At 36.7% G+C, this 26,556-nt stretch carries 22 protein-coding genes; 4 read left to right on the top strand and 18 right to left on the bottom strand.

The genetic code is table 11. The features are described 5' to 3' along the window. Positions 1-110: 110 nt before the first annotated feature. The 16 genes from tssH to tagH all read right to left on the bottom strand — a co-directional run bounded on the left by tssH (position 111) and on the right by tagH (position 21,093). Entirely contained in the window at positions 111-2,714 is a 2,604-nt protein-coding gene (tssH, locus tag DO88_RS07150; protein ID WP_008137754.1) for a type VI secretion system ATPase TssH, read from the bottom strand. A 22-nt stretch (positions 2,715-2,736) separates the two neighbouring features. Beyond that, a complete protein-coding gene (gene tssG, locus DO88_RS07155; protein WP_033028453.1) occupies positions 2,737-3,726 on the bottom strand; it encodes a type VI secretion system baseplate subunit TssG in 990 nt (329 codons plus the stop codon). Continuing rightward, positions 3,723-5,549: a type VI secretion system baseplate subunit TssF gene (gene tssF, locus DO88_RS07160; RefSeq protein WP_033028452.1), complete on the bottom strand. Its 1,827-nt coding sequence runs from the start codon at positions 5,547-5,549 to the stop codon at positions 3,723-3,725. The genes tssG and tssF overlap by 4 nt, the downstream gene beginning before the upstream one ends. After that, positions 5,546-6,031 (bottom strand): type VI secretion system baseplate subunit TssE, encoded by a 486-nt coding sequence (gene tssE, locus DO88_RS07165; protein ID WP_007377090.1) that lies wholly within the window; start codon positions 6,029-6,031, stop codon positions 5,546-5,548. Before tssE ends, tssF begins: the two co-directional genes overlap by 4 nt. 17 nt (positions 6,032-6,048) lie before the next feature. Then, the gene (locus DO88_RS07170) at positions 6,049-6,825 is read right to left on the bottom strand and encodes a type VI secretion system accessory protein TagJ (RefSeq protein WP_007377091.1); all 777 of its coding nucleotides are present in this window, start codon (positions 6,823-6,825) and stop codon (positions 6,049-6,051) included. A gap of 2 nt (positions 6,826-6,827) precedes the next feature. Then, entirely contained in the window at positions 6,828-8,354 is a 1,527-nt protein-coding gene (tssC, locus tag DO88_RS07175; protein WP_007377092.1) for a type VI secretion system contractile sheath large subunit, read from the bottom strand. A 36-nt stretch (positions 8,355-8,390) separates the two neighbouring features. Next, the gene (tssC, locus tag DO88_RS07180) at positions 8,391-9,881 is read right to left on the bottom strand and encodes a type VI secretion system contractile sheath large subunit (protein ID WP_007377093.1); all 1,491 of its coding nucleotides are present in this window, start codon (positions 9,879-9,881) and stop codon (positions 8,391-8,393) included. Further along, a complete protein-coding gene (gene tssB, locus DO88_RS07185) occupies positions 9,878-10,381 on the bottom strand; it encodes a type VI secretion system contractile sheath small subunit (protein ID WP_007377094.1) in 504 nt (167 codons plus the stop codon). Before tssB ends, tssC (DO88_RS07180) begins: the two co-directional genes overlap by 4 nt. Positions 10,382-10,397: 16 nt before the next feature. Next, positions 10,398-11,513 (bottom strand): type VI secretion system protein TssA, encoded by a 1,116-nt coding sequence (tssA, locus tag DO88_RS07190; protein ID WP_007377095.1) that lies wholly within the window; start codon positions 11,511-11,513, stop codon positions 10,398-10,400. A 163-nt stretch (positions 11,514-11,676) separates the two neighbouring features. Next, positions 11,677-12,474, bottom strand: a complete 798-nt coding sequence (locus DO88_RS07195; protein WP_033039805.1) for a PP2C family protein-serine/threonine phosphatase — start codon at positions 12,472-12,474, stop codon at positions 11,677-11,679. Next, positions 12,467-13,195 carry a type VI secretion system-associated protein TagF gene (tagF, locus tag DO88_RS07200; protein WP_007377097.1) on the bottom strand — a complete coding sequence of 243 codons (729 nt, stop codon included), beginning with the start codon at positions 13,193-13,195 and terminating at the stop codon, positions 12,467-12,469. Before tagF ends, DO88_RS07195 begins: the two co-directional genes overlap by 8 nt. Beyond that, complete coding sequence (tssM, locus tag DO88_RS07205; RefSeq protein ID WP_033039803.1) at positions 13,177-16,686, bottom strand: type VI secretion system membrane subunit TssM; 3,510 nt, start codon at positions 16,684-16,686, stop codon at positions 13,177-13,179. Before tssM ends, tagF begins: the two co-directional genes overlap by 19 nt. Before the next feature lie 10 nt (positions 16,687-16,696). Next, entirely contained in the window at positions 16,697-17,977 is a 1,281-nt protein-coding gene (gene tssL / locus DO88_RS07210) for a type VI secretion system protein TssL, long form (RefSeq protein ID WP_008137771.1), read from the bottom strand. 19 nt (positions 17,978-17,996) lie between these two features. Further along, the gene (gene tssK / locus DO88_RS07215; protein WP_008137773.1) at positions 17,997-19,325 is read right to left on the bottom strand and encodes a type VI secretion system baseplate subunit TssK; all 1,329 of its coding nucleotides are present in this window, start codon (positions 19,323-19,325) and stop codon (positions 17,997-17,999) included. 16 nt (positions 19,326-19,341) lie between these two features. Beyond that, complete coding sequence (gene tssJ / locus DO88_RS07220) at positions 19,342-19,806, bottom strand: type VI secretion system lipoprotein TssJ (RefSeq protein WP_007377101.1); 465 nt, start codon at positions 19,804-19,806, stop codon at positions 19,342-19,344. Between the two features lie 15 nt (positions 19,807-19,821). After that, entirely contained in the window at positions 19,822-21,093 is a 1,272-nt protein-coding gene (gene tagH, locus DO88_RS07225) for a type VI secretion system-associated FHA domain protein TagH (RefSeq protein WP_033039801.1), read from the bottom strand. Between the two features lie 523 nt (positions 21,094-21,616). On the opposite strand from tagH, the gene DO88_RS07230 reads away from it, so the two are divergent. Together DO88_RS07230 and DO88_RS07235 are read left to right on the top strand one after the other, a co-directional pair. Continuing rightward, positions 21,617-23,590: a serine/threonine-protein kinase gene (locus tag DO88_RS07230; protein ID WP_033039800.1), complete on the top strand. Its 1,974-nt coding sequence runs from the start codon at positions 21,617-21,619 to the stop codon at positions 23,588-23,590. Positions 23,591-23,798: 208 nt separating this feature from the next. Next, entirely contained in the window at positions 23,799-24,146 is a 348-nt protein-coding gene (locus DO88_RS07235; protein ID WP_007377104.1) for a hypothetical protein, read from the top strand. 90 nt (positions 24,147-24,236) lie between these two features. On the opposite strand, the gene DO88_RS07240 is transcribed toward DO88_RS07235, so the two are convergent. Then, a complete protein-coding gene (locus tag DO88_RS07240; protein ID WP_033039797.1) occupies positions 24,237-24,608 on the bottom strand; it encodes a DUF1294 domain-containing protein in 372 nt (123 codons plus the stop codon). A 51-nt stretch (positions 24,609-24,659) separates the two neighbouring features. Here DO88_RS07240 and DO88_RS07245 point away from each other — a divergent pair, with 51 nt between their 5' ends. Beyond that, positions 24,660-25,193 (top strand): hypothetical protein, encoded by a 534-nt coding sequence (locus DO88_RS07245; protein ID WP_033028445.1) that lies wholly within the window; start codon positions 24,660-24,662, stop codon positions 25,191-25,193. Positions 25,194-25,255: 62 nt separating this feature from the next. Here the strand turns inward: DO88_RS07245 and DO88_RS07250 are convergent, their stop codons facing one another. Then, a complete protein-coding gene (locus DO88_RS07250) occupies positions 25,256-25,798 on the bottom strand; it encodes a carboxymuconolactone decarboxylase family protein (protein WP_007377107.1) in 543 nt (180 codons plus the stop codon). A gap of 111 nt (positions 25,799-25,909) precedes the next feature. Between DO88_RS07250 and DO88_RS07255 the strand changes: the two genes are divergently transcribed. Next, positions 25,910-26,497 carry a TetR/AcrR family transcriptional regulator gene (locus DO88_RS07255; protein WP_007377108.1) on the top strand — a complete coding sequence of 196 codons (588 nt, stop codon included), beginning with the start codon at positions 25,910-25,912 and terminating at the stop codon, positions 26,495-26,497. The last annotated feature ends 59 nt before the right edge of the window (positions 26,498-26,556 follow it).

Genomic DNA, 26,556 nt, shown 5'->3' with positions numbered 1-26,556 from the left:
TAGATGAAGACAATGTCTCAAAAATTCCATGTAGTTACCTAAGACACCAAAATTATAATGCCCTAAAACTAAAGAAACAACCTTATTACTCAGTTATATTAAAAATAAATTTAATTTAATTCAATTTCAAATTCATTATCTTTAATTAACAACAATATACTACTAACTTTGTTGCCATCTACCATACTAGATAATAAAACTTCAGATAATAAAGGCAATACTTTATTTTGCAAAATCGTATGTATATTCCTTGCACCCGACCCTGCATTTTGACAATTAGCAATAATATACTCAACAACATCACTTTTATAAGTGAGTTTTGCGTCATAATTCTTTTTAACTCTTTTAATTATTTTATCTATTTGAATCCCTGCGATTTCAGTCAGTATATTATCACTCAATGGAATATAAGGAATTACGTTAATCCGTCCTAAAAATGCAGGTTTAAATGAACCTAATAAATCGTCTTGTAATGCTTTTAATAAACCTTTTATACTTGGTTTACTCTCTTCATCTTCAAATAAGCTCATTGTGGTATCTGTGCCCACATTTGAAGTCATAATAATAATTGTATTTTTAAAATCGATGTCACGCCCTTCACCATCTTTAATTGTACCTTTATCAAACACTTGATAAAAAATATCTTGAACACCTGGGTGCGCTTTTTCCATTTCATCTAACAGCACAACACTGTAGGGCTTCCTTCTTACTGCTTCGGTTAAAATACCGCCTTCGCCATATCCGACATAACCAGGAGGTGAGCCAAGCAATAAAGACACCTTATGCTCTTCTTTAAATTCAGACATATTAATAATGGTGACATTTTCTTCGCTGCCATACACTTCTTGGGCAAGTGATAAGGCTGTTTCTGTTTTACCAACACCACTTGGGCCAGCGAGCATGAAAATACCATTTGGTCGACTTTCATCGGCTAGTTGAGCACGAGACGTTTGTACAACCTTAGCGATTAAATCAAGTGCATGATCTTGTCCTACTACACGCTCTTTCATTTGGCTTGCTAGGTTTAAAATGCCATGAATTTCATCTTCATGCATTTTCCCTACGGGTATTCCCGTCCAATCAGAGATAACCTGTGCAATCAACTCTTCATCCACTTGCCAATGCACCATGTTATGCTCGTATGAGGCAAGTTTATGTTTACTTTCTTTTAACCTTTCAAGCATCTGTGCTGAAGATTCATCCTCTTCGGAGTTTATTGATTCGAGTGCTTTGTTAAGATCTGTAACAATCTCTTTTTCTAATTTAAATTGCTCATTTAATGGCTCAAGTTGCTTTTCAATATCAACTAACTCAGCTTTTAGCGTATCTAGTTGTTCTGAATGATCTAACCCCGTTTTTTGTTCGCGGTTTAGCATCTGTACTTGCGTTTCAATCTCACTTAATCTATTGACAAGTTGCTCTATATTACTGGGGGTCGATGCTTGGCTCATGGCAACACGCGCACAAGCAGTGTCGAGCAATGCAACCGCTTTATCTGGCAATTGTCTTGCTGTTATATAGCGATGAGATAAGTGAACAGCGCTCTCTAATGCTTGCTCAGAAATAAATACTTTGTGATGGCGTTCCATTACAGGCACTAATCCGCGTAACATAGCCACTGCTTTTTCTGGTGTTGGCTCTTCAACTTTAACAACCTGAAAACGACGAGTTAATGCGGCATCTTTTTCAAAAAACTTTTTATACTCAGCCCATGTTGTCGCAGCGATTGTACGTAATTCACCTCGAGCGAGTGCTGGTTTTAATAAATTTGCAGCATCATTTTGACCAGCGGTACCACCACTCCCTATCATAGTGTGCGCTTCATCAATAAAAAGAATTACTGGATTAATCGCATTTTTCACTTCATTAATTAAAGATTTTAAGCGATTTTCAAATTCACCTTTCATACCAGCCCCAGCCTGAAGCAAAGCTAAGTCTAAGCTATGAATTTTCACATTTTGTAACACTGCGGGTACATCTTTTTGTGCGATTCTAAGTGCAAGTCCCTCTACAACAGCCGTTTTACCAACACCGGCCTCACCGGTAAGAATAGGGTTATTCTGTCTACGCCTTGTTAAAATATCGACCATTTGACGAATTTCAAAATCTCTTCCTAAAATAGGATCAATTTTTCCTTCCAGTGCTTGCGCCGTTAAATCAACAGTAAACTGGTCAAGGCTAGGGGTTTTAGAACTTAAGTTTGTTTGTGCAGTTGCACTTTGTACCGAATGGTTTCGCTCTTCTGATTGGGCAACTATTTCTGGCCAGGCATGCAAGAGTTGCCCAGGTTCAATTTTATTAAATAACTTACTGCAACGAGTCACTAAGCTCGAAAGTGTATCGTCTTTAGTGAGTGTATAAAGAACATAAGCACTGCGAATTTGGTTATCTGTAAATTCTATACTTGTGCTTAACCACGATTGCTTTAATAAGCTAGTCACATGAACGGATAAACTAGGTGAAGACTCACTACCTGTTTTTAATGATTCAAGCGACTGATTTAAGTCTTGTTGAACTCTATCAATATCAATATCGAATGAGCCAAATATAAGCCTAACGTCATCTAATTTTTGTTCAATCATAGCAAGTAACCAATGCTCTAATTCAACAGTAAAATGACTACGACTATTACAAATTGCAACAGCAGCTTCTAGGCTCTTTCTACAGTCGGGACTCAATTTTTCAACGAGCTTATTCAGTGTCATCGAAGACATACACTATTCCTTTTAATTTTAATTATCCTTTAAACGATAACTTAGTAGGTTTATTTTTAAATGTGTTTTTACCGGCGCCTAAAAAACTATTAGCGCCTAGTTGACAATTATTTTTAGAAAGCGATACCGCCTCTAACTCATGAAAATCAGATTCAATAATTAACCGAAATTGAACTGAATTTCCGACATAATCTTTTATAATTTTATTGCTAAGCTCAAACAAAGACCCTTTAGGTAATAACGATTTAGCTTTCGAGGGGTCATCTGAAGAAATATGAATTTCAATGCTTGATGAAACATCCCATATTTGCTTACCAATCACAGTGTCAACACCTAAGCGTGCATGTTGCCCTTCAAAGAGTGCCTGACTAGCTAGGCGTGTTTGCTCTTGAGGCTTAAGATCATGCCACTGGCCAATCATTTGTTTAATCGCAACATCACACCCTAAATAAGAAGTAAGAATGCTTTTTAGATCCGATGCATTTCTTATCTTTCGGCTATATAAACCAGAAAAATGAAGTTGATGTTCGTTGTAACCTCCACTTAACAAACCTAAAATTTGTGTGTATGGGTCTTTATTCTTATCTTTATTTATATGATTCAGTGATGGTTTATATTTTTTCCAAGCTCTGTAATACAAAGAAATTAGGCGATGATTAAACATGTCGTAAAAATCACGCATAGTGGTGTCTTTATATCTCAGGCGTTGCATAACCAATTCACTGTAAAATTGTGGTAGCGCACCTGAGCAACCTGTTAAGCCCATAAAAGATACCTGCATATTTACTTTATGGAGGCCATCTTCAAAACTTGTTTCCTCTAATTTTGTAATCGCGTTACCTGGGTAACCAAACTTTTGAGTTGCCGTAAATTTAATAAGCTCGTGCTTTGGGTTACTATCGTAGCCTACGTGACGGTGCTCTAAGCCATCCTTTTTAAGCTGGTTTTCTATTATGAAAACGGCTTTATAAAAGTCTATTTGCGATGCTTGAGAAATAATATGCTTAATCATAAAAGAGGACTATCACCCACTCTAGCTGGCCACTGATAATATATTTGTTCTTGCTCTTTTAATCTGAGGCTAACACGCGTAAAGCTGTTAATTGCAGCAAATTGTGCAAAAAAATGGTCTAAAATAGAGGCAAAGAAAAACATGCCGCTGCCAGAAAAGTCATCATTAGCAAAGGTAATTTCAATATCACTCCCCGTTGCAAAACTCACCCTACCACTTTGTACTACTCGTGCAGTTGAAGAGGTAACTAATACTCTGTAGATATTGTCAATCATGCCTTTTGTCTGCGGTGAAGCTCTAAAATCATAAAGACGAAGGACTTCTTTTAATTTGACACATGCATCATCACCACTAAAAGCATCTAGTGTTAAATGATTAACTAATTGCCACCTTGTTGCGTCAGCTAAAATTGGCCTAACTGCATGCGTAAAAGGAATTAAACAGCGGATTTTTTTAATTACATCACCACGTTCAGGCATAAGTAGCCCAAGCTCATCATCGCCAAAAGGCATACTTGCAGGTAAATTTCGGTTACTGCAATTTGCACGAACAGTTAATACTGTATTTCCCTCACCGTATTCCATTGCACTGTTTTCAAACGTCGCATCTACAAGTGATAAAAATGTCTCAGTTCCTGATTCAACATAACCACCGGCCCAAGATGCAGTTTCTCTTCGTATGTGCCAGAACAAGTCTTCATGCCCCTGGTATTTAGGGTGCGTTTGTCCGTAAAAAGGGGATACAATCTGCTTATTCCCTTTATGATCAAAAGCAATTACTTCACAAAGGCCAATCACCTCAGATATTTCTGAGTCCATATAGCGGGGTGTTAATTTATACTCGTATTCACTTATTTCTGGTCGTATTGGCTCTAGCTCTTGCTCAAATAGATTAATAATTGGCGTACAACCAAGTAAAAACATATTTTTATCAACTTGTTTTTCAAGTTCAGCTGATTCTGTATCTAAGTAAAAATACAAAGTACATTGATTAGACTTTTTAGGCAGTGACGACTTAATTCCTTGTAACTCAAAAAATCTAAACTTCTCTGGGAAAGTAAAATTTTCAACTAATAAACGATAACCGGAAGAAGAGCGCTGTGAATAAGGAACAACGGCTTCGTTTGCGTCGAAACCAACAGCTTTAAGTTGATCTTTTGATACGTACTTAATCCCTTCTTCGCCATTATCAATCGCAACTCCAATACAATGCTTAAAAAGTAATTCATACACTTTTAACGTATGGTGCCATTGACCATTGATGAATATACGTAGTTTCTCAAGTCCTGTTTCTGCCAGCGACACACCTTTGTATTCACCAGTTAACTCAAGTTTAAATATTGATTTTGCTTTTTCATGCCACCTCGGTTTAGGCGCAACAAATGGGCTGTTGTCAAACTGAGCGCTTGTTATTTCTACAGGCCATAAGTAAGTTTCATAGCAGGTTTGAAACTTACATTGCTTCATAGATTCAACATTTGTTTCTACTTCACTCGCTCTAGGTATCACAATACCCGTGGTAGATAGGTTTTCGGCTTCTAACTTAACTATCGACATTGAGGGTATTGGTGCTTGATAATCTGGCAGCATCTGACCCAGTAAGGCATCCGTTAGTTCAGGGAAACTATCGTCTAACTTTTGTCTAATATTGGCGGTTAAAAAAGCAAAGGATTCTATTAGTCTCGATACATGAGGGTCTTCAATATGATCTTCACTAAGCTTTAATCGCCCCGCAACCTTAGGATATTTATCAGCAAAGTCTTTACCTAAATGGCGCACAAATGCTAATTCACGATTATAATACTTTAATAATTCATCGTTCATAAAGATGCCTCAATAATTTTCATGCCTAAGTTAACTGGCTCAACTTCAGAATCAAAACTAATGAATTCAGGCTCGGGATCAGCATACAAAAGCGCATTTATTCGCAAATTGAGTACTCTATTAATTGGCACTTCTTCATCAGTAAACACCTCAACCTCAAGAAATCGTGGTTCAAATTTTAAAATCGTATCTCTGACCGTCTCACACAATAATGTTCGTCCTTCATGAGAGCTTACTGACATACTCGAAAAGTCAGGAAGCCCATATGATAAGCAAGATGTTGTTAATTCATCATATTGTGATGGCCATGTATGCCATTGAATTCGCGCATTAAGCAACGCTTCTATGTCTCTTCGCACATTTTTTCTGAGTTCACTAATCGTTATCCCTTCGGTGCGAGAAGGTGCATCTTGAAAGTCGGGCTCATCATCGATAAGTTTATCGATAATTGATGCTTGAAGCTGTTGCTTATGTTCAATCATGATTATTCAAATATAAATTAGGCTGTTTCGAGTGCGTTTATTTTTAAGTTAGGAATAGTGATTGCCTCATCATTAACAAATAGCATTTTCATTCCTTTACCGATAATAAACTCGTCTTTAAGTTCTTCCCAATCAGACACTTGCCCTAACTTTTCAATGTCGCTGTTTGAATTTGCATAAACAAGCGGTAAATGAGCTGTACCTGATGGGCCATCTTTAATTGTTATTTCCACTCGTAACCAAATACTTTCAAGTAGTGATTCGTTAGGCTGTACTCTTAATGTTTCTATTTCATTAAAATTGGCTAAATAAAACTCGCCATTTGTACCTAACACTTCTAAATATGGGCCCAAGGTATCATCAAGATCTCGAATTCCAGTTGAATCATCTTGTGATATTGTAGCTCTAAGCGCTTCCATTTTTAGGGCTAACTCAGCGGCTTCATTAACTTCATTTTCGAGTAAAGCAACATGCATTTTTAAAAATAAAGTGTCGAGTTCATCTGCATCATGAAACAGTTTAGGAATTCCATTGCCTTGATAAAAATCAACTCTCGACTGCTGCGCACGAATTAAGTGACGAAGGTTGACCGCACCAACGGCAAATTCTGGGTTCTTTTGAACCATAAAATCTAATTGTTTATCTGCTTTTTCAAGTTCACCATTAATACAAAGTAGCTCTGCGTAAATACTTCTAATATCAAAGTTTAAAGGTTCATCTTGCAACTCAGTTGCGCAGCATGACAATGCATCAGTGAGTTTCCCCTCACGAATTAAGCTATGTATTTTTTTCATTACTATTCCTTTATTTTATGGTGAGGACTAAGCTCAGTTATTAATTTAATGCTAGAAACCATTTGATCTAATTGAAAGTGTGGTTGTAACTGCAAAACAGAAAAGTAATGCCCTGGATTAGCCTTATTTTCACTAACTTTTATCTTTGCATTACTTAATGGGTATTTGCTTCTGATTTGCTCAGAAGCTGAATCTGATGCTGTGGTATAGTTATTTACCCAAGCCTGTAAATCTCTTTCACATGCTTGCGCAGTACTGTATGAGCCTACGCGATCACGTGCTAATAATTTTAAATAGTGCGCAAAACGAGAAACACACAATATATACTGCAGCATTGAAGATAAACGCGCATTTATATTTGCAGCACTTGAGTCATAATTTTTTGCTTTTTGAACAGACGCATTACTATAAAAAACAATGTGTTCTGTATTTGTAACCGATGAAGCAGGAATAAAACCAAGCTCAGAAAACTGTTTCTCAAACTTACTTGTTACCAATAAATTCAAAGGCGGTTTAGCCTCTTTTTGATATGTATCATTAGCAAAATTGTCTCGTGCTAGCCCTGTCACTAACCCTTTTGAAACTTTCCCTGGTTCAATGCCACGAATATGACCAAACCAGCCACTCTCACAGTAAGCTCTTATTATTGTTGATACGAACTGGAAAGAAGCATTTCCCCAAAGCATATCTGTTTCAGGGTCAACAATTTGCTCTTTAAAATAAAAATCTTGATGGCGTTTGCCGTCATTACTATAAGGTGGCCTAACGAGGACATGCGGTAATGTAAAGCCGATAAATCGCGACTCTTCCATCTTTCTAAAGCTCTGCCACTTTGCATATTCAGGCTGTTCAAAATGATTAAAAAGATCGGAGTAATAACCTAAGTCAGAAAAACTATCAGCGCCAAATAAATTGGGTGAAGCGGAACAGATGAAAGGAGAAAAAGCGGCAGCCGCCGTTCTTGATATCTCTTTTATTGTATCAATATCGTTGTAAGTCGTTCCTTCAGAAAAGGTATTTGTTATTTCGTAATCGCCAATAACAACCCCAAAAGGTTCTCCCCCGGCACTATCAAACTCGCTTTGATATAATAATTGGAAAAACATGCTTTGATCAAAATCAATCGCTTTATTTACATCCTTAGATAAGGTCATCCAATTACAGTTTAATACTTTTACTTTTACTTTATTTTCTTTATCGTATTGCTCGCTCTGCAATAAAAGCCACCACATATTACGCCAGCTAGCTTCTAATTTTTGAAAGCGTTTGTCATGAATAATTATATTTAGTTGTTTAGATATCAGCTGATCAAGCTCAACTATAATACGTTGTAGATAGGGACCTAAAGACTCCTTATTCCATGAAATAGGTGAATCAGAAGAGCCTTCAAGCCATAATAATAATGCTTTATCTAGGTTTTTTTCGTTTAAAAACCTATCAAGCAAAGCTTCATTATCACTTATTCGAGACTGCGACTTTTGTTGAAAAGTGAAGTCTTGATTTATAAATGAAAACTCTTCGTGATTCATTCTAATGCATTATCCTTAACGCTAGAGAGAGGTTAGTTAACCAATCTCAGGAATTTTAGCTACAAGGCGTAAAGAAGAAGTAAGCTCTTCCATTTGTAACCAAGGTTTTAACCAGGCAACAGCATTGTAAGCACCAGGTTGACCTGGAATTTCTTTAACCGATACTTTTGCATCAGCTAAAGGGTAACGTGCTCTAATATCTTGACCACCGCCCTCTGTTGCATTAACGTAAGATAGTATCCAACGATTTAACCAAGATTCAACGTCTTCTGCTTCCATAAAGCTACCAATTTTGTCACGAGCCATCACTTTTAAGTAATGCGCAAAACGAGACGTCGCCATTAAGTATGGTAATCGAGCTGAAATTGCAGCATTAGCAGTCGCATCTGGTGTAGAGTAAATTTGTGGTTTTTGACAACTTTGACCACCAAAAAACACAGCATAATCAGTATTTTTATAATGACAAAGTGGTAAAAATCCTAATTTGCTTAGCTCTGCTTCGCGACGATCTGTTATACCAATTTCAGTCGGACATTTTAGATCTGGGTCGCCGTCATCACTAGTGAAAATATGTGTTGGTAGGCCTTCTACTTTACCGCCACCTTCAGCACCACGAATAGCAGTACAAAAGCCGTATTGAGCAAAAGCTTTTGTCATATTTGTTGCCATAGCGTACGCTGCGTTGCTCCAGCAATAGTCTTTATTTTCAGTACTGACCGAACGACCATCTTTAGGCTCAACTTCAAACTCTTCGTAGTTAAACTCTTCCACTGGCTTCGAAGCAGCACCGTACGGCAGGCGAGATAAGAAACGAGGCATTGTTAAAGATACAAAACGTGAATCGTCACTGTCTCTAAATGAGCGCCATTTTGTATACTCTAATGATTCAAAGACTTTTTCTAAATCGCGAGGTTTTGTCAATTCTTCCCAGTTATCGAAACCAAATAATGATGGCGACGATGCCGCAATAAATGGACAGAAGCCTGCAGCTGCAACATTAGACATTAAACTAAGTGCTTCAACATCTTCAGGATGATTAGTAAATTCGAAATCGCCAACGATTGTGCCGTAAGGTTCACCACCTGGTGTGCCAAATTCAGCTTCGTATATTTTCTTAAACGTCTGGCTTTGATCAAATTCAACCGCTTTACTTAAATCTTTATGAAGTTCTTTTTTCTTCATATTTAAAACACGGATTTTAAGTGTGCCACTTGTTTCTGAGTTCATCACTAGGTGATGTAATCCACGCCATGAACCTTCAAGCTTTTGAAATTCATCACTGTGCATAACAACACTTAGCTGCTTTGATATTTTTTGATCGATTAATTGAATTGCTTCATTAAACGTCACAGTCATGTTTTTATTCCACTGGACTGTCCCTTTCAAGGCTTCTTCAGTCAGTGTTTTAAGTAACTCTTCTGCGCGACTCGCATCTGTTTGCTTAGTTGCACCAATAGCTTGTTCAAGTAAAGATGAACTCACTTCAGTCGTTGACTCTAATTCTGTACTTAGTTGCTCTGTACTCATTTTTCAGTCTCCTCTAATTTAAGCTCTTTAGCGATAGAGTCTAAACTTGCGGTATTACTAAGTACTTCTTCTAATACATTTTCAAGTTCTTCTGAGCGGTCAATTTTAGTCATTAGGTCGCGTAGTTTATTACGTGTTTCCATTAATTTACGTAATGGTTCAACCTGATTTACAACAGCTGCTGGCTCAAAGTCATCAATCGATTTAAAGTTAAGCTTAACTTCAAACTGAGAACCTTCATCATTTAATGTATTGTCGACTAATAAATTCAGAGAAGGACTCATACGCTTTAAAACATCATTAAAGTTGTCGCGATCTATTTGTATAAATCGTCTGTCTTTAAGTGGCTTTAAGGCATCAGCATTATCTCCTGAAAAGTCCCCCATCACACCAACAACAAATGGTAATTCTTTTTTAACCGCTGCGCCTTCAGTTTCCACATCATAAGTGATATGTACTCTAGGCTTACGAACTCGTTTTAATTTATCATGGATACTCATTGAGAACTCCTTTTACTTATGTTTCAGTTTCGCTGATTTTAATGCCAGACAACTTAAAGTACCCAGTCCTAGCATCACTATCTGTAATTAGTTCATTTAATAACTCAGGTAGCGATAATTCGCTCCATCGAATTACTTGTTCTATCGTGTACGACATCGGCGAGTGAGGCTCTGTTTTTCTAAAGAATGTGGCTATTTCTTTTAGTTTACTTATTGCATTTTCTCTAGAATTAATCTCATTGCTATTCGCTTTTTCAACTACGCCTTCGACTCCCGCATCGTTCTCAGTTTCTAGCTCAACATTTTCACTAGCATTCTTTTCAGCTAGCGCTTGTTCTGCCGCTTCAAGCTTATCTGCAGCAACGTGTTTTAGTGCCGCCAAACTCACTTCAAGTGCCTGTTTTATATTAGAAGTCGGCTGTGGTTGACCTGTCACTCTGTCCATTACTTCACTAAGCGTGGAAAATTGCTCAATCGCTTCTTCAATATCTAACTTTAGAGAGACAAAAAAATCAGTACTGGTTTCTGCCGCACTTTTTTCTATTAATTCGAAGTCAACTGCACCTTGAGTAATTTTTTTCTCTCTTTTATCATCACTCAAACGAGAAACATCATATCCTTGTTGATATTCCCAAAAAGAATAAGAATTCATACTTACACTATCAGTTAAGTAAATACTCTTTATTGGTATGATCAACGTACCTTCACCCGCAGAGCCATTTAACCCCACTAGTGCTGATACTTTATCCCAAATTTCATCATCTGAGTCGAGTGTAGGGTATAAATCGTCAAAGTGATTTTCAATTAGGTTATGAGCAACTTTAAAGCCAAACGCCAAGCCTTTAAAGCCGTAAATACGACACATTGCTTCAATTAGCCATGCCAAATATTCAATATCTTTGCTTTCGGTTTTTATTGCTTTGCTACATTGCTCAAGGAGAGGTAACCAGTCTCGCGACAAAGAGGAGATACCTTGCTCATCAACCAATGCATTTCTTTCAGCCGCTCTGAGCTGATTTCTCAAATCTTTTAAAGCATAATATGTAGACGTAGGAGAGACATCTGAGCGGGGATCAATACCTGCAATCTCAGTGTCTGAAATAGGGGAGATATATTCATCTAATAAAAACATTCCATTGTCCTAATAATTATCCATAAAACTCCAATAAAGCGGAGCGGATTTTATATTACATTCTTTATATTAAAATACAAGCTTAGTTACAATTGTGTTTAAAAATTCATTATTGCCAATATATAAACAATCAATTTTTAGTATACTTTCAAATAACATTATTTTATTTAGTAAATAAAGGAATCGTCGCCTCATCCATATTATTAATAGCATTAATATCTTGATTATCTTTTGTTTCATCATATTTAATTAAAATACATGTCACATTATCTCTTGCACCTCGAACTAAAGAAGAGTGCATTAATGCCATACCCGAATCAATAATACTATTTGGTTCTAATGACATGCATATATCGTCATCAGATAATTCCCCAGTTAGCCCATCTGAACAAAGTAAAAATATATCACCGGTTCTTATTTTATCTTTAATAACATCTACTTTTACATTTTCCATAACACCAACTGCACGTGTTATTACATTAGATAGAGGATGATTTTTCGCCTCTTCAACAGAAATAACCCCTTCATCAATCAAGTCATTTACTTGACTATGATCTCTTGATATCTGCTGAAGCTCACCATCACGTAATAAGTAGGCTCGGCTATCACCAGCCCATAAAATATGGTAGTTCCCATTTTTTAAAAATAACGCAGTAACCGTACTGCCCGCCGTTTTATTATCTAGATAAGAAGCACTGTATTCACTGAGCTGTCTATTTGCTTCTTCAATCGCCCCCACAATATGAGAAATACTTAAAACATCTAATTCAAGCTCTTGAACTTTTGTCCTAATAACATCAACAACTAACTGGCTTGCGACTTCACCGGCTTCATGGCCTCCCATGCCATCAGCAACAACCCACAGGTTATGACTATTAATTTCTACATGGGCATCTTCATTTAGTTGCCTAACAACACCTCGGTGGGTAATGGCATAACTTGTACAAAATTTACTAATCACTATTTTTTACCTGCGTATAATTCCATTCCCAATGTTTCCACCTACCATCTAACATGGCTGCAACTTGATTTACAGGAGGTAGTGCAGATGTAATAAGCACCATTGGTTTGATGTTAAATGAACCATGTGTCCACCAAACGCTATAATCACCATGTTTCTTATGTAATATGGCATGCATTGCATCTTCTAAAACATTATCTGACAGCTCAGTACCTGAAAATTCAAACGCCTCACCCGCTTTGTTTTTATCGGGTGAATGAGAATAGCTGACCTGCTTTTTTTCAGCCGTCATTATATTAAGCGTTTGAGTGACCTCTTTTCTCCACGAAAAAAGATCAACCGAGCCCTCTAATACTTTTAAAACCACATCTTCATACTCTAAAGAAAACACACCTGAGTTTAATATAGCAATAGGGTCACTTTGCGTCTCACTCAATAGAGTAAAGGGATAATGCCTTCCAACCGCATCCATACTCGGTATTATGGTTCCCATAACCCCGTTGTCGCCAACTATATTAGGGCTTAAAGCAAAGTGCCAAACAGGCGCTACCAAGTAATTATCTTGCCATGCTTCTCCTAGCTGTTCCTTACTAACAGCAATGGCTGCTTGTAACCATTGCTCCCAATGCTCAGAAAATGCCTTAGAAACGTTATCTTGAACAAAGTCGCCTAAAGAGGGCACTTTACCAAGATAACCTATATTTATAATCGTGTCGGACATGAAAACTTCTCTACGCTTGTATTCCAAAATGGATGTCTGATTGATTTAGGCAACAATTCGACTTTTGCATTATTTCCCATAATTGAAAAGTGCAGTTCTAGATCGTTACGAGTTTGGCTTCTTTTTTCGCTAAGCTCATCAAGCATTCTATAAAGTGACCATTCACCCTGATAAGTTGTGTTAATTGAACGACCACCATTTGGAGGCGTAAACACCACTCTTGTTTTACTTTGACCAGATGCTCCAGGCCAAATAAAATTTGTTACTTTTAATGGACCATGTCGGTAAGTCATTGACTGTCCATCAATTTCTATCATAAGGCTAGACACTGTTTTATCCAGTTTAAATGTTCGTAAACCAAACTCTATTCGAGGGGTATTACTTCCACCATCAAAAAAAGCGGTTTGGATTTGATAAGCATGTTCAAACATTTTTAATGTTTCACTGCTAATACCAATGTCTTTTTCAAACTTCCATGGACTTGAGCTTATATCAACGCTAGGCGCAACATAGCTATTGAAAAAGCTATCAATGGTTCCACCTGGTCCAAAAAAGCGAGCAAAGTCTTTCATATTTACTTCTTTATCTGCCTGTGGAGAGAAAGGGTACCTTCCCACAATCGCAGCATTGTATTCTCTTAAAACTTTGCTTTTCCAAATTTCGTTCAGGTGCCTGTTTGCACTATTTTTGGTGATATTACTAGTGTCTCTGCTTATATCTAATAACCAGCTATTGAATGGATAAGGTAAATCTCGACTTTGAAACTCTAATTGACGTATAAAGCTTGGTTTACTCTTACCACTAATTTGATCTTTTATTGAATACTTAAGCTGATCGCCTCGATCGAGCTTGGTTAAATAAATATTAAGCTCTCGCAGATTTTTCTGAATATTATCGAGCTGTTGAGAATCAATGTTTATCACATCTTCAAATGCTTCTTCGACTTGGTAACCTGGCAACTTTATGTCGAACTTAGGCACTTCGTCAGGTAAAAATCGCTTGATCCTATTTGCTTTCGTTTGCATTGCAATTTCAGCAGCATTAGCAGCCAGTTTACCTGCTGCTTTTTGATTTTCCGATACCGGTAGTTTTGTCAGCTGAACATTCTTTTGAACTGCAGTAATAATATTTTTAATTGGCGCTTCTGAACCCGCTAATACATCCGTAATATTAACGCCCTCTGCCGGTGAGCTATATTGATTAAGACTTAAGTCATCTAAGAACGACTGCCAATAATGAATATAGTCTTGAAAATAACGCTGCTCTAATTTCTTTTCTATTTCATCTTTTGAAATATCGTAAGTGCCTGATGCTTCTTCACCATACACCCAACTACTGGCCATTAAATTACCTAACATTTTACTTTTTTCAACGTTAAAAATACCGTGAAATCCATTAAATGTGTACAACCCAGGGATATTTCTAGTTAGCTCACCATTATTACGAAACGTAAATTTTTGCGCACTTTCAAAACTAATAATATCGGTTAATCTAAATGGCGGAATACTACTATTAAGGAAGTCAGCTTGCAGACGTTGATACGCTCTTTCTGCTATAGGCAACTTAGTTAATTCAGCGCGTGCAGTACGTACAGCTTGGTTATCAACATCAGTTTGATTAATACCTTTGTTCAACAAAGCTGAAATATGACCCATTAATTCATCTCTAATTTGAATACTCTTATCACCCGGAAGGTTTCTTTCTAAGTAAGCATCAAACCATGCTGTAATGTCTTCACTTTCAAAATACTCTGGTTGAAATAGCATTAAATAACACTTCAAAGTCTCATATAAATAACTAAGGTGCTCTGGATGGGCTGCCATTTCTTTTATAAGGGTATTGCTGATAAATGGTTCTAAATAAGTTTGTAAAGAGCGATCGTAAGCATTAACAGAAGATGCTTTAATTTCATTTAATTTATTAAAACCAAATGATGGTGACTCTTCCGAGTCCATTAAAAATGGCGCACTTGCTGGTAAATTTCTCAGCGCGTTTAACCTATCATTTAAAACCACTAAGTTATTTCGATCAAATGACGCTGAATCAAGCTCTTGATATGTCGAAATAGCCTCTTCAGTTTCTGCAATTAAATTACTATTCCATGCAAAACTAAAGTACCAAGAAATTGAAAAGCCAAATAGCGCAATAACAGCTAATGAGATACTAGCAACGCGTAGCCATTTATTTTGTTTGTCGTGATGTTTATTTGTACTTGCTAAATTTTGCTCTGGAAAAATCACGCTTTCTAAAACATTTTTTATAAAAAAGCTTTTTGATTGATTTATATAATCTGTTTTACCTGAGTTAACATCATTCAAAAAGCTAGAAGGCGTTCCTTCTTGAGTTGCGCTCGTTAAGTAAACGCCCCTAAACATGGGCAGCTCTTCATATGCATTAGGTGTAAATATTTCTTTTAAAAAGCCATCAGCGACACCTTGAAGTACTCTTAGCTGCCTAGGGAATTCGAATATTTTAGCTCTAATCGCTTCGTTTCTTTCATTTATCAATCTGCGATTAAGCATTTCTGTTAATTTAGAAATTAAAGTATGAAATTCTTTATTAAACGCTTCTACCTGGGTGTCTTTAGCAAGATCAAGCTCAAAGGTAACTCCCCATACTTGTTCACATTCTTCTTCCGTTAATTCGCCAAAAAATTCTCTGAATCCTTCAATTAAATCAACCTTAGAAAAAATAACATAGACAGGAAATGTCATCCCAAGCTGATTTTGAAGCTCTTGTAGCCGTTGCTTTATTGCACGTGCATGCAAGTTACGCTCAGTTTTAGTCTGACTCATCAACTCAGATATACCCATGCTGATCATCACACCATTAATTGGCCTAAGTGGACGATACTTTCGCAATAGACCTAAAAACCCTTCCCATGCTCGTGAGTCATGTTTTGCATGACTATTTTGAGTTGTATACCTACCGGCGGTATCGATCAATACCGCTTTATTAGTAAACCACCAATCACAATTTCGTGTACCACCGATGCCATGAACTAAATCAACGCCCAGTTTATCTTTTAATGGATAATCCAATCCTGAATTATTAATAACGGTTGTTTTACCCGCGCCAGGAGGGCCGATCATTATGTACCACGGCAACTGGTAAATATTTTTACCTTTGAACAACTTAACATCTTTTAACAAGTCGATAGCTTCATTCATTCTTGTTTTTAGAGTCGTGATTTCTTCGTTTACTTCACTGCCGCCTGAGTCATCGCTATCGATTAACTCATCAGCCATTTTTTCATCTCTTTTATTTTGCTGCACAAGACGATAAATTTTCGTCACAGAAAAGAGCAACAATATAAGTAATATTGTTAGCAACCTTGCAGCAATACTTGCTAAAGGGACGTAATCTGCCACTGCAATTAAAGGACCACCAAACCAAATCAATAATGATAAAGCTAGGAAACCTATAATTAGCATCGCGGTACGAGATGTAAGAGCGTATGTCATTTTTTTAAATTTTTGCGAGAAACTCATATCAGCCTCATTAAAATAATAGATCGATTTCAATTCGTCGGTTCAATGACCTAGAAGCTGAATCTGAATTGCTGGCGATTGGCTCTGCGGCCCCTTTACCTTCAGGCCATAAACGGCCACTAAGGTTAGTACTTTTAGCCATAGAATTAGCAACTTGTGTTGCTCTAGCTAAAGAAAGGTGCCAATTTGAGGGGTATCTGTCGGTACTAATAGGCGTGTCGTCTGTGTGACCCGTAATTAATATTCTGCCTTTTGTTCCCTCTAAACTAAGTGCAAGTTTCTCAAGAATAGGCTGAAAAGAAGGCAGTAACTGTGAATTACCTTGATTAAACAAACTTTCACTTTTGATGGAAATTCTGATCCGATCATTACTTTTTTTAACAACCACAATCCCCCTCTGTATTTCGGTTTGTAGTAGCTGCTCTAAAACTAATAGTTGCTGGTCTTTTTTATCGACAGTTAGCTCATTTGCGAGTGGATGAATAACGGCAAGTTTTTCATTGATAGCAAAAACATCATCATTGAGTTTCATATTGATAAATAAATAAACGGCAAGTAACACGAGCCCTAAAACAGAAAAAATCACCCAAAGCGGTACTTGATTTCTAAGTTCAACACCTGCAGCAACTCGCTCCTTCCAATTAGGTGATAACTTGTTATTGATTGGCCCATCTAATTGATTTAAAAGGTGGTACATCTGAGAGCGGTATTCTTCAACTTTATTATCACCAACAGTATCTAATCTATATTTGCCCTTAAAACCAAGGTTTAAACAATGATACTGTAACTCTAAAAATTGCTTGTTTTTTTCAGGTTGTAACAGCGCGTCATCGAGTAATGTATAAAAATATTCACCACCAAATGTTTCTTTATGGAATGTAGATAATAAGCTTTCATCGGCCCATTCCATTGAGCTCCATTTTGAATTTAATACCGATTCATCGAGAATAGCACATAGGCAGTAGCGCGCATTGTTGATGATATCTTTAGATAAATTTTGGTTGCGAACTTCAACTTCAAACCGCTTTATGGCCTCAACACAACGATGTTTTAAAGCTGCTAAATTTGTCATTTCGGCTGATTGACTAATAGATATGACTATTGAAAAACAGTCAGTTGCAGCTTCTAAAAGAGGGTTTTTAAAGATAGACACTTTGACGCTACTTGGTAGCTTTGTCGATGGCGATTCGACAGACATCACCGTTTTATCAGCATCACTGTCAGTATTTGCTTTACTAGAGGTATCACGTCCTAATCTACCAGGGCGTGGTTTGATAATGGTTTCGTCCATTGAAACTCTTCCTTTAAAATTAAGTTCTAATTGCCCAAAGGCTTAATTGTAGTTCTGGGTAGCTACCTGATAAATGAATGGCAATTCCGCCACTAGAGCGCAACTTATCCCAATGCTCTCCCTGCTTATTTAATTCAAAATAATGGAAACCTGCATGATATGGGATTTGTCTTGGGGCTGTAGGTAAACTACTGATTGTTATTCCTGGTATTTGGTTATTAACAAGATCACGTATAGTTTCTACGCTGCCTATTTTTATCTGTGATGGCAGTATTTTACGTAACTCTTCATGCGGGACACTTGCTTTTATTGCTAGAATAAATTGAGCTGAATTTAGCACCGACTTATCGTTTAATGCACCAAATGAAATTCCAAATTTGCTTTGTTCTAACTTGATTTCAGTTGCTGTTTGCTCAATAACATGACTCAACGACTGATATAAGAAGTTAACGACTTCGCTAAACACTTGACCCAAGTTTTTATGATCGTATTTAGGGAGCTTAGGAACTCGTTTATTAACAGTACTAAACGTCGACAGCTCTCCGGCAAGCTCAATCAACCTAATATACAAGATATTTGGATGGATATTATTGACTGATAATAAGTTGTCGAATACTGCATCATACTTATTTAATGTTTGCAGCATAATAAAGTCGGCAACTGATGTACTTCCTGCATATCCTTGACACAATCTAACGGCGATGCTTTCTGAGCGCTGTTTGATCATTGAACCAATTTCGCGAACAAGACCCAAAAGAGGCTTGCATTGCCCTACTTTTAAAGATGCCGGTATATACTTATTATCTAGCTTTATTTGCCCTTCACTACTAACGTCTAGAATTCTTGCTAAAGGCAGCAATATATAACCAGAGTGATCATCAGAGGAAAGTACTAACTTACTATATATTTTAGCGACTTGAATAACTTCTTGAGATTGCGCCCCCACTAAATCGTCACTCACTGATAAATCATTCAATTTATAACGAGTTACAATATTTTCTTCTGGGGCAGATAAGTTTATGCCGCTATTTTTCAATGCCGGTATTGCAAGATAAACTATCTCGTCATATATATCTTTGCCGACCACTAATGGCTCAGGCAAAGAAGTTGACTGAGGCATATCTATCGGTAGTAAATCTGGGGTAATTGCCGACAGTGATTCAATCGCAAATTGACCCGATTTTAGCAGTTCAGTATCAATTGCTACCTCAAGTATTCCCCAAGGATCTGCAAGGTTACCACTGCACACTTGTTGGATTACATTCGCAATATGTTTATCTGATTGCTGGAAGTGTTGCGGCCTTAAAAACATCCCTTCAGTCCAAGCAACACGAGTGTTATCACCCATTTTACAAATCCTTTTTTTATTTCTCTCTCATGTATGTAGCAATAGCTTCTACATTGACATTTATATCATCATAACCGGTAGGATCAACTTCAATTACAGCTCTCCATCTTGCCTGATCAATGTTTCTATAAGCAACCACAACCCCCACATAGCGAGTGTTTCGATTGAGACTCATTTTATATTTTTGTACTGTATTTGGCTGTAATTCAAGCTCGTCTTTTTTTAACAGATCAGGCCCTAATAATTTTTCAGGCGTATCGTAAAGGCTAAAAAAATCTTGTGTATCAAAAATAGTTCGAGAACTAAGTTCAAATATTTTCATAACTACAGGTGAAGGTCTATCCGACGTATCAGGATTAACATTCTTAGATACATTAATAATCAGATCTGTTGAAGGCGGAACAAGTTTATTAACGGTAGAACATCCTAGTACTAAAAATAGTAAACTAAAACTCATTAAGTAGAGCTTAATTTTATACATTGTTTAATTTCCTTTCTAAAGCGTTTCTTTAAGTCTATCGTTGTATGCCTTTAAAAAATCATCTGACATAGCCATTGCCCCTTTGGAACTAACGTCTTGTGACAAATCATCATGTAAACTCTGATATAACTTCCAGCATTTAGATTCAATTTGCCCAGGGATAATTTTTAATACGTTAGAATTATCATTTGCTTGCTGACTTATCTGTTGGGGAGAAACTTGCTCTAACATCCCTTTAAGTACACCATCTGCACCGGCTAATAACGCATGTTCGTGCCTGCGAGAGTCAATAAAGCTTTCATTTATCGACTCCTTAGACGAAAGGAAGCTTGCACTATTCCTTATGAATAAATTCTGAATAACGTCATCTATATTAGCAGAAAATTTTAAAGGGTTGTTTTGTTCAGTTTGAAACATTGTATGATTTAACCTCAATTGACTTTTTACATGCGCTCTTTGACGTAAAGAGTCCATAAGGCCATTGAGTAATAAATTAAGGCCTTGCCCCATTTCAAACCAATGCTTTTCTGTATTTAACAAATTTTGTACTTCAGGCTTTATATTTAAACCTTTTAAAAATGCATCAGATAACGCAGTACTGTTTTTTGCAGCTATTTTTGGTGATGCAGTCTCGACTGTTTGTTCTTTAGGGGCTATTTTTCGACTTTCCGATTGTACTCGTGGAGAATTCGTTTTTAACTCTTGAACATTCGCAGAGTCATGTTTTGATGCATCGGAGTGTTCTGGGTTCATCAGGCGTGATAAATCATCCCAATCTTCTGGGATCTGGTTACCTGAGTTCAAAAAGGGCTCTTGCACCATAGAAACTCCAGGCATTGATTCATCTAAAATAGATTCGTCTAAAAACTGATGCGATTGTGAAAATGAATCTTTACTATCCGCACGGTAATTATTATCACTGTTTTGACTGGCCGAAAAATCGGTATTACTCACTGGTGAAACGCGATCATCAACCAACTTAACATCAATTTGAAAGTCGCCAATAGTTAATACGTCACTGTCAGCAAGAACCTGCCTATTTCCTTGACCAAGTGGGGTTACAGCAAAGTTTATAAAGGTGCCATTCGTTGAATTATCGTAAATATAAAAAGAATCACCTTCTTTTACGATTTGTCCGTGTTTACTTGATATTATTTTTTCAGGATCGGGCAGGTGCCAATCACAAGCCTCAGAGCGACCAAAGATGAGTTTATCCACTACAGTCTTAGATGCTTCAATTTCAGGTGAGAGTCTATGATAACTAGTTATGTTTAGTATCAGTTCCATTTGATAAGTCAGTCCCTTAAATCTTTATTGTCGGTAGGATAAAGTAGAAGAGAAACTATTGTCAACATTGAAATTAATATATAAATATAGACTGACTTTTGTTGAGCCATAAAATACTGTAAAAATAAATATTAACTTAATCGAAATACTGAACAATTGTGGCCGTTAATATTTTTACATTTCGGCCAAAATCCGTTCTCTATAAAATGAAAAAGTAAAACCTCAATTGATTTATCTTGATTACTTAATCTCATTCATTGACGCCCTAAACTCTCTTTTTTACTTAAGTATGTGCTCAAAAGTGGGTTTATTTTTTATATTTTTACAAAGTTACATTTGTTAAATATTCCCGATAGCGTATAAATTAGCTGTTTCAAAATTTAGATATAAATATTCAATAATTGAAACATTGCTATAGTCGAGATTTTTTGTAAAAATGTACGACAATATCAGAGGGAAATTGATAATAAGTATAAAGCTTACCTTTGTAATTATTTAAATAAACACAATAAAAGGATTTATAATGAGCGGTATTAACAACCCGAGTGACAAAACTCAAATTGCATCACTTGATTCTAATCAAAAAAGAACCTCTGCTAAAAATAAGATTAACCTCATCGGGAAAAAGATTTCCGATCGCTACCTGGTTGAAGAACTAATTGGACAAGGCGGCATGTGCTACATTTACAGAGCGCGTGATACCTTCTTAGAAAATGTAAATCGTGCTGAAGCATTTGTTGCTTTAAAAGTGTTGCAAGAAGAGTTTTCATACTCAGAAGAAGCAATTACTCTTCTAAAAGACGAAACAGCAAAAACACAACAGCTCTCCCACCCTAACATCGTTAAAGTGTTTTCAGCAGATTCCGATGGTGATTTATATTACGTCACAATGGAACTTGTTGAGGGAGAAACTTTAGAACAAATAATTAAACGCAACAAGCCCTCAGGCATGGCATTTAAAAAAGCGAAAGTGATTTTAGAACAGCTTGCTGATGCTCTTATATATGCACATTCAAGAGGGGTGATTCATAATGACCTCAAACCATCCAATATCATATTTGACAGTAATGGGGACTTAAAAGTACTCGACTTTGGTATCGCAAAGCATAAAAACATTGAAGATGCGTATGCCGTTAGAAGTAATGTTGAGTTGGGCGATATTGGCGGTTATACACCGACCTACGCAAGTCCTGAACAACTAAATGGTGCCAGTGCTACCGTTAAAGATGACGTGTTTTCATACGCATGTATTGCGTTTGAACTATTAAGTAGTAAACATCCATTTAATCGAGTTGCAGCCGATAAACTACCAAAGAGTACCACTGCTAAACGTCCAAGCAATTGTCCACTTTGGTTATGGCAAAGTATAAATAATGCACTATCGTTAGAAACGTCACAACGACAAAGTTCTTTATTACCTATTTCTAAAAAACTTAAGTCTAATTTAAAGCCAGCGATCGGTTTAGTCGCAGCATCCGTTATTTTAGTTATTGTAGCTATTCAATATCAATTAGCTAACACTGTGCAAGTAAAGCAACTAGAGGCAAAACTTGATAATGCGAACGCAATTAATCAACAAGTAGAAACTTGGATGTCTTGGAATGGGCCTCATATTTTAGATAAGTTAGCTGAAATTCCTCCGCAGTACGAAGTATTAAAGCAGGGCCTATTAAGAGTAAATCAAACGAGCATATTAGGCAGTTTTGATAAAAGAGCTAATAACTTTAATAATAATAATTCAAATAAATTTAAAGATTTTGATAAAACAATTTCAATCTACTCTAAAGCTCTCGACTACTACCCTGACTCAGAAAAACTTTCAGTGCAGTTAGAGAGCATCCTAAGAGAGCGCCAGTCAATAATTTTTGATATCACATCGAGAATTAATTTATTGTTAGAACAGTCTCGTTATAACGAAAGTGAAAATAATAATATCCCGCAGCTAATTCAAGACTTAAAAGAAGTTGATAATACCTACGTGTACGAGCCCTCTTCCTTACATTTTGATAATTTTAAAATAGCGTTAGACAAAGCAGTAGAAGAAGATGACGTAATTGCGCAAAAAGCACTCTTAAATGTTGGTAAAGCGATATTTACCAGCAATCAAAAAGCTGAACTCCTTTTCGCAAATTTACTCAAAAGAGAATCTGCAATTGATGCACTGACCTTTTATCAGAAAAAATTAGCGATAGGTGAGCAAATTACCTACCCACTCTCGGATGCTATTGTTTTTTATCAACCAAGATTTCAACGTTACTCTGAACAATTGGAAGGTATTGAGGATTACAAGCAGCTACTAGAGTTTGAAGAACTTATTAATTTAGAGTCTGCTGATCTACCAACTGATTTTCCTCTTCTAGTGACATTAAAACAAGATTTGTCAAAGCGATATATTACAATGGCTAATACTCTAATGAAGCGAAAAATGTACCGAACTGCGGAGCAATTAGTCGAAAGAAGTGAGGCCATTACGCAGTCGTTAGACAGTATGCTGTAAATAAAATAGTTAGGCTACTAACTCAGAGTTTGTTTAGATGATGAGCGTAGCAATAAGAAAATAACTATAATTGAATATATGGTGGATACATATTAGACTATCCACCGCTTTTTAAACGAGAGTCAAGGACGACGAGTTGAGCTTTTAAGACACTCCTCCAAGATTTTTCGTAACCTTCAACATTTTTAAATTACTTAATGGAGTATCGATGAAAAACTTAAGCGCACTTGCAGCCATCCTATTACTAAGCGGTTGTTCAACCACCTCAACAGTTGATAAAGTCGTCACTGAGGTTGTTACCGAAGCCAAAGTAGATGTTGAAGAAGTTGTAGCACCAATTTCATTAACCGTTATTACGACTCCCGCAGATGCTCGCGTTCGTATTATGAACATAAACCCGGTCTATCAAGATGCCATTGAGCTAAAAGAAGGCAAATACGATATTGAAGTCAGCAGAGCTGGATACCAAACCTACAGAAAATGGGTCGTTGTTGACAAAAAAACTATTTTAACTGTTGGATTAGATGAAGCACTAACAAGTCAATCTGAACAGTAAGCCATTTATACTGTTAAGTAACCTGAACTCTGAGTAATATATTATTTACCAAAGTTCAGGTTAAGTTAGCTCAGCAAACCTTCTATTTAGTCAAACGAGTAAATACCCCCTATTCAACCAAAAATACACGATCCCACCTAAATTAACTGCAATGCATACCCACAGCACAAATATAAAACGACGTTTTTTAGATTTATGACGTAGTAATTGTTGTGCAAATAATGCACCTGGCCAACCACCACACAGAGCAAGTAATTGCAACGTGCGCTCAGGCGTACGGTTTACTTTTTTATGTGCCGATTGTATTGCTTTGCGCTTATCCCAAGCATACATTAAAAATGTTAACATACTCAAAATACTGAGATAAATTGGTATATAAAGAGCAATATAGCTAAGCATGTAAGCTAGCCAAGTTAAAGCAATAAAAAGACTCGATATTGTTATTAAGGCTTTTTTTATCAATTAATTATCACCTATACTGAACGCACAGAATTTAAAAATAAGAGTTAAATTATGACACATTTTAAAGCGTTATTCTTAGCGTTGCTCCTCTGTTCATTTACTTTTAGTTACGCGGACGAAAACAACTTAACCCTCGATAAAGAGCTAGCAATATTTCAGCCTTACTTAGGCACTTGGCAAACCGACTTTAAGGTAGTCTCAGGCGCAAAGCCAGTTCAGGATGTCGGCAGGTGGGAACGTACGCTAAACGGTAAAGCTATTCGTACTATGCACTCTATTAATGAGGGTGAGTATGGCGGCGAATCGACGATTTTTTATGATAGCAAAAAAAAGTCACTCGTCTTTTATTACTTCACAACAGCAGGTTTTTATACAAAAGGCACTATAACAGTATTAAGCCCGACTCAGTTTGTAGCCTACGAAGAAGTAACAGGCAGTAAAGAGGGAGTGACTAAGGTTAAGTCTACAAGTGATTTAAAAGACGATAAATTCATTGTATCAATCTCTTATTTAAAAAAGGGTGAGTGGACAAAGCCCGAACAACGTATTTATACACGCAGTACAAAAGCCGTTAAGTTTAAATAATCGCAATTTATAAACACAAAAAAGGCAGCCTAAGCTGCCTATTGTCATTTATAGAACCGTATTTATTTTACGTATTTTTTAAATGCATCATCTACTGGTGTATCAGCAAGGTGATTAGTGTAGTTGCTCATTACTTTTTGAGACAAGCCTACAATAATTTCAAGTAGTTGTTGCTTAGCGTAACCTGCGGCAAAGAATTTTTCGATTTGCTCATCGCTGATCACGCCACGTTCACGTGTCATTGCGAGTGTAGTTTCACGAAGAGTTTCTAGCTTAGGGTTTTCAAGTGGTGTTTTGTTAACAAGTGCGTCAACAATACCTTGATCAACCTTCATTGCCGCTGCAATACCACTGTGAGCAGGAACACAGTAATGACAGTCGTGCTCTACGTTAATTGATTGCCATACTACTGTTAGCTCTTCTGCATTAAATGACGTTTTTTGAAACAAGTCATGCAGTACTTGGTAACCTTTAAGTAATGTTGGTGCTTCAGCCATTACTGCATGTAAGTTAGGAAGCATACCAAATGCTGCTACTGAATCAGCTAAAAGTGGTTTTGCTTCTTCTGGTGCATTTTCTGCCGTGTATAAAGTAAATTCTGCCATGTTTAGCTCCAAAAATAATTAGGTTTATGTAACTTCGAAACACATACTATTTGATTTTGAGCGACTGTTCAAGTTAAAATTGAGCAACTGTTCAAATTAATTGAGAATGAAATGGTTAATAAGGTTAAATTTGAACGCGAAAATGTTGTTCGTGTTGCCAGCCAATTATTTTGGGAAAAAGGCTTTCATGCAACCTCAACGCGAGACTTACAAGAAGCCGTTAATATGCGACCAGGCAGTATTTATTCTGCATTTGGTTCAAAAGAAGGGCTATATAGTGAGTCACTAAAAGACTATACGGTGCAAATGAAAAGCCAAATTGACGGTTTTTTATCTTCGTCAGACACAACCTTAGGTGGCTTACGTGCATTTGTAGAAAATGTGGTAATTAAAAACAAAGATTGTAGCCCGAGTGCAATCTGTATGTTAGTAAAAGCTAACAATGAGTTTGCCGATAAAAACAGTAGTTTATATGAATTGAGTTTAGATTTAGCGGCTAAGTTTGAAGGTTATCTCACTGTACTTTTCGAGCAAGCAATAGCAAAAAATGAGTTGAGCGATAAATTAACAGCTATTGAGTACGCACGTTTTTTTCAGATTCAGTTTACAGGGTTACGTGGTTATTTTAATCGCCCAGGCGTTGAACTACTGGCCCAACCTATGATCAATCAAATGTTTGCGCTCATGAAAAACCTATAAACTGCTTGTTTTAATTAAAAAAGGCAGTAATTTAATTACTGCCTTTTTATTTTTTTACG

It is taken from the genome of Pseudoalteromonas sp. S3431, assembly GCF_000690035.1.
Taxonomy (GTDB): Bacteria; Pseudomonadota; Gammaproteobacteria; order Enterobacterales; family Alteromonadaceae; genus Pseudoalteromonas; species Pseudoalteromonas fuliginea.
Note: the sequence above shows the minus strand (reverse complement) of the source record. Positions and strands in the feature narration are given on the sequence as shown.